The sequence below is a fragment of the Anaerovibrio sp. genome (genome assembly GCF_051866355.1).
Lineage (GTDB): Bacteria > Bacillota > Negativicutes > Selenomonadales > Selenomonadaceae > Anaerovibrio.
In genome coordinates, this window is sequence record NZ_JBJDWZ010000099.1 from 7,945 (window position 1) to 13,152 (window position 5,208).

The window sequence follows — 5,208 nt, forward strand, 5'->3', positions numbered from 1 at the left end:
TAAGCCACCTCAATGCCGTGCCACGAAATTATAGTAAGCTCCCAGCATACCGGCATCATTTCCCAGTGCCGCAAAGGCCAGCCTGGTGTTTTTCCGCACGCTTTCCACCAGATACCTGTCCAGAGCCTCGTTCAGCCGCGGTGCCAGATACTCCTGCTGTGCCATAATGCCGCCCCCCAGCACTACGACTTCCGGATTAATAATATAGCACACGTTGGCTATGCCCCTTGCCAGTACATCCACCATATTGTCAATGGCCTCCCGGCAGACGGCATCACCTTCCTTGGCCAGGCTGAACACCTTTTTGCCGTTCCATTCTGCCACAGGCTCCTTTTTGGCGGCGGCCACCCTTTCCAGCATGGCACTGGTGGCACCCTGCCGCTCAAACCGCTCCCCCTTGTCGATGTGCATGTAGCCCACCTCAAAGGCACTGTTGGAAAAGCCGTGATACACCCTGCCATCTGCAATCAGACAGCCGCCGATGCCGGTTCCCACCGTCATCACCACGGCACTGTGGGCCCCCTTTGCCGCACCTGCCATGCCCTCGGCCAGCCCGGCGCAGTTCACGTCGTTTTCCACCTCGCAGGGAATATGAAACCGCTCTTCCACTGCCACCTTGTGATTGATGCCGGTGTACGCCGGTATCAGGGGATTGGCATAAATTATCCTGCCTGTTTCGCAGTCCACCATACCGGCACTGGAGATACCCACGCCCCTGATTTCACGCTTTGCCATATAATGCTCCACAATGTCCAGCACCTTGCCGCGGATGGACGCACCTCCCAGATGCGCCTCGGTGGCCAGCTCATTGCGCTCCGTTAAAACGCCATTTTTATCCACCAGCCCGTATTTGATAGCCGTACCGCCAATGTCGATTGCGATATACATTTGCCTGCCCCCTGCCTGTTTTTGCTACCTGTTTTGTTGCCTATATTTTGTTGCCTATATTATAACATGAAGCGCTTAGATTTTTACCTTGAAAATCACCTTTTTGACGAGCTGTGGCTCGCCAGCCTGCACCCCGGTCATGTGCCCGTCCCCCGGATAGCAGATGAGGAAATCCCCCGGCCGCAGGGTCACGGAAGCATTTTTCTCACCCTCCAGCGTCAGAAAATCATCCTTTGCCACATACTTTCCTGCGGACAGATTGCCGATAAAATTCAAATCAATCCGCTCCGTGCCGGACAAAATCAGGTGCACATCAAGGTACGCCCTGTGTGCCTCCCAGAACCTTTCCTCTGTCCCGGCAGTCATGTACTCCGCGCGATTGAAGAAAAGCTCCTGCCCCTCAATCTCATGGGAGCCCTTGCCGCAGGACAGCAAATCATGCTCACGGGCATAGGCAAAACATTTTTGCACCTTTTCCGGCAAAAAATCATACTCCGCCAGATTGTCTATATTGCCAAAAATCATCTCTATAGCTCCTTTCGCAGGCCCCTGCAGCCGCTGTGCGCCAGCGGCCACAGGTTATCAAAAGCCTTTATCAACTATGCTTCACTGATTATACTGCCTCAACCATGCTTCATCAGGTGTCATAAATGGTGGTATGCTCCGGCACCTGATATTTGCGGCCTGTAAGCCTGCTCCACAGCATGCTGGCAGGTACGCCGACCACCAGTGATACGATGATGGAAATAATGGAGTAGGACCAGAAGGTAACAGTGCCCGGCGGCAGGAAATACTTGACAAATACCAGAACCGCTGTGGCCGCCAAAAAGGCCACGAAGGTACCTGCGGCATTGGCCACCTTCGTAAACGCTCCCAGAATAAAGGCGCCTACCAGAATGCCCAGCACCAGCCCCATGAAGCCGTTGAACCACTCATAAGCGGATTTTACGCCGCCATTGGCCAGCACCATGGAAACCACGATGGCGAAAATACCCACCGCAAGGGATACCCAGCGGCCAATCTGCGTCTGCCGCTCAAAGGAGATTTCATGCTTGGAAAGGGTAGCCAGAATATCCATCGTCCAGCTGGAGGACACCGCGTTCAGCCCCGTGGACAGGGTGGACTGTGCCGCCGCGTAGATTGCCGCCAGCAGGAGGCCTGCCATGCCAATAGGCAGCTCAAAGGAGATGTAGGAAGCAAAAATCTGATCCTGCGCCGCAGCAGCCGGCAACGGATTTGCCTGATAGAACTTGTACAGTCCCGTACCAATCAGGTAGAATACAGTGGCGATAAAGATGGACAGGCCGCCGTTGGCCAGCATCATCTTGTTCAGCTTCTTCATATCCGTCGTAGTAGTAAAGCGCTGTACAATGTCCTGGCTGGAAATATAGGAGCCCATGGTGTTGAAACCGGCACCCACAATCATGATGAACACGCTGTCCTTCAGGATATTGATGTCAAACAGCGGCTGGGTTGGTGACAGGAACTTGTCCTCGCTGGTGAAAGCCGTCATGATGGAGCCAAAGCCCCCGTCCAGATGGTACAGAAGATACACAAAGGCGAAGGTTACGCCTACCAGCAGTACGGAGCCCTGCATGAAGTCAGTCCACAGCACGGACTTCAATCCGCCTGTGTAGGAATAGATAATCGCGATAATGCCCATGACAATAATCAGCACATTCACATCCAGCCCGGTCAGGCTTGCCAGTACCATGCACGGCAGGTACATGATGATGGACATGCGGCCAATCTGATAGATGATGAACATGATTGCACCAAGCACCCGGAGCGCCTTGCTCTTGAACCGCAGCTCCAGATAATGATACGCCGTGTCAATGTCCAGCTTGCTGTAAATCGGCAGGAAATAACGGATAGTCAGCGGAATCGCCAGAATCATGCCCAGCTGGGCGAACCACATCAGCCACGTCCCGGCAAAGGATATGCCCACCAGCGACAAAAAGGAAATCGGGCTCAGCAGTGTCGCAAAAATCGACACGGAAGTAACCCACCAGGGAATTGTGCCGTCACCCTTGAAATACTCCTTCCCCTTCATGTCCTTTTTAGCAAAATGGACACCGAACAGCAGAACCGCAATCAGGTAGATTACCAGCACTGCCAAGTCTATATTTGTAAACCCCTGCATTAATATACCCCTCTCTTACGACACCCCGCAGGCGGCAGGCGCTTTCCCCAAGCACCTGCCCCGCCTGCGACACCTTACAAAAGCCTATTTCTATATCTCAATCTTACAAAAACTTCTCCCGTGCCTCACGGACCATTTTAGCCGCTTCCTCAACAATCGCGGCATCTGCCTCAGTCAGCTCAGCCAGCGGCGCACGGACACTGCCGATATCCAGCCCCTCGTTGATTTTCAGCATGGCCTTGATTACGGCATACATGTTGCCATGAGCGGAGCACATCTTGTAAATAACCTCATTGGCGGCGTACTGAATCGGCATTGCCTCTGCCAGCCTGCCCTCGCGCACCAGCTCATCCATCTTCAGGAACAGCTCCGGCATTACGCCATAGGTGCCGCCGATGCCTGCCTCGGCACCGATTACCCTGCCGCTGATGAACTGCTCATCAGGGCCATTGAACACGATGTAGTCCTCACCGGCCGCCGCCTTGAACATCTGGATATCCTGCACCGGCATGGAGGAATTCTTCACGCCGATTACCTGCGGATTCTTCCTCATTTCTGCAAAAAGGCTGTTGGTCAGTGCCACGCCTGCCAGCTGTGGAATATTGTAGATAACAAAATCCGTCTTTGGCGCCGCGGAGCTAATGTCATTCCAATATTTGGCAATGGCATGCTCCGGCAGACGGAAATAAATTGGCGGTATGGAGGCAATGGCATCCACGCCCAGGCTCTCTGCATGGCGGGCCAGCTCCATGCTGTCCTTGGTGTTGTTGCATGCCACATGGGCAATAACGGTCAGCTTGCCCTTTGCTACTTTCATGACATTTTCCAGTACAATCTTCTTATCCTCGACGCTCTGATAGATGCACTCGCCGGAAGAACCGTTGACATACACGCCCTTGACGCCCTTATCAATGAAATACTGTGCCAGCTTCTGCACCCTCTCCGGGCTGATTTCGCCAGCCTCATCGTAGCAGGCATAAAATGCCGGAATAACGCCCTTGTACTTGTCCAAATTTCTCATGATTGCTTTTCCCCTTTTCTGCAACTTCTCTTTTAAACTAATCCATTAAACTAATCCATTGACGGAACCAATTATCAAATTATCATTGGCAAATTATCTCATTGGCAGATTGCCAAATTTTAAAATTGTCAGGTTAGCCAATGCCTCATTATCGCGCCGGCAGCTATATCAGCCTGACTGCCTTTTCGCGCATCCCCTCATGCCGCGGCACGGCTGTCAGTCATTTTCCAACGCATCGGCAAACCTTCTGGTGATGACCTGCGGGCGGGTGATAATCGAGCCAACCACGGCGCAGTAGGCCCCCAGCTCAATAACCCTTTTTAATTTTTCCGGCGTATCCACGTTGCCCTCCGCTATGACAGGGTGCTTTACCTTGGCAATGATGTCACGCAGAATAGCAAAGTCGTCTGCCTCGATTTTGTCCCCCTTGCTCTGAGGCGTGTAGCCCACCATGGTAGAGCCGATAAAATCAAAGCCCAGCTCATCTGCATGTACGGCCTCTGCTACCGTGGAACAGTCAGCCATAAAAAGCTGCTTCGGATATTTTGCCCTGGCCGCCCTGAACAGCTCATCCAGCGTAATGCCGCCGGGACGGGAATTGATGGTGGCATCCAGCGCGATGATCTCCGGCTTTACCTCCATCAGCTCATCAATCTCCTGCATGGTAGGGGTGATGTACACCTCCGCCCCCTCATAGTCCCGCTTGATGATGCCGATAATCGGCAGATTCACATTCTGCTGAATTTCCCTGATATCCTCCACCGTGTTGGCACGGATGCCCCTGGCACCGCCCTCCTGTGCCGCCACAGCCATGCGCCCCATGATAAAGGACGAATGAAGCGGCTCATGCGGCAATGCCTGACAGGAAACTATCAGCTTGCCCTTCAATGAAGCTATTTTTTCCGCCATACCCGCATCCTGCCACAGCTCTGCATTTCTATTCATGATTTCTCCCCCTGTGTATTTTTTATTTCTTCTTCACATCTCATTTCCTGATTCTATGCACATTATATGGTCGGTGAAAGAACAAGTCAATCTTATCGTCACTTTTGGAAATTACTTTCAATATATACGCAAAAATAACCTAAAATACATGGTATAAGTACAGTTTTTCCTGCTGCCAAGGAAAGTTCTTTCCGCAGGAAAATTTCAGTTT

General features: G+C 52.4%; 5 protein-coding genes. All 5 read right to left on the minus strand.

The genetic code is table 11. The features are described from left to right. Nucleotides 1-9: 9 nt before the first annotated feature. Nucleotides 10-888 (minus strand): ROK family protein, encoded by an 879-nt coding sequence (locus ACI3UA_RS05430; protein WP_439723816.1) that lies wholly within the window; start codon nt 886-888, stop codon nt 10-12. Nucleotides 889-963: 75 nt separating this feature from the next. Next, entirely contained in the window at nt 964-1,413 is a 450-nt protein-coding gene (locus tag ACI3UA_RS05435) for a YhcH/YjgK/YiaL family protein (RefSeq protein ID WP_439723817.1), read from the minus strand. Between the two features lie 112 nt (nt 1,414-1,525). Beyond that, a complete protein-coding gene (locus ACI3UA_RS05440) occupies nt 1,526-3,031 on the minus strand; it encodes a sodium:solute symporter (RefSeq protein WP_439723818.1) in 1,506 nt (501 codons plus the stop codon). A 103-nt stretch (nt 3,032-3,134) separates the two neighbouring features. Beyond that, nucleotides 3,135-4,052, minus strand: coding sequence for a dihydrodipicolinate synthase family protein (locus tag ACI3UA_RS05445; protein ID WP_439723819.1), 918 nt, complete (start codon nt 4,050-4,052; stop codon nt 3,135-3,137). 216 nt (nt 4,053-4,268) lie between these two features. Next, entirely contained in the window at nt 4,269-4,997 is a 729-nt protein-coding gene (locus tag ACI3UA_RS05450) for an N-acetylmannosamine-6-phosphate 2-epimerase (protein ID WP_439723820.1), read from the minus strand. Nucleotides 4,998-5,208 lie beyond the last annotated feature (211 nt).

Excerpts from the sequence above, each read along its gene's own strand:
- ACI3UA_RS05430 (WP_439723816.1), bottom strand. The coding sequence starts at position 888 with ATGTATATCGCAATCGACATTGGCGGTACGGCTATCAAATACGGGCTG.
- ACI3UA_RS05435 (WP_439723817.1), bottom strand. The coding sequence starts at position 1,413 with ATGATTTTTGGCAATATAGACAATCTGGCGGAGTATGATTTTTTGCCG.
- ACI3UA_RS05440 (WP_439723818.1), bottom strand. The coding sequence starts at position 3,031 with ATGCAGGGGTTTACAAATATAGACTTGGCAGTGCTGGTAATCTACCTG.
- ACI3UA_RS05445 (WP_439723819.1), bottom strand. The coding sequence starts at position 4,052 with ATGAGAAATTTGGACAAGTACAAGGGCGTTATTCCGGCATTTTATGCC.
- ACI3UA_RS05450 (WP_439723820.1), bottom strand. The coding sequence starts at position 4,997 with ATGAATAGAAATGCAGAGCTGTGGCAGGATGCGGGTATGGCGGAAAAA.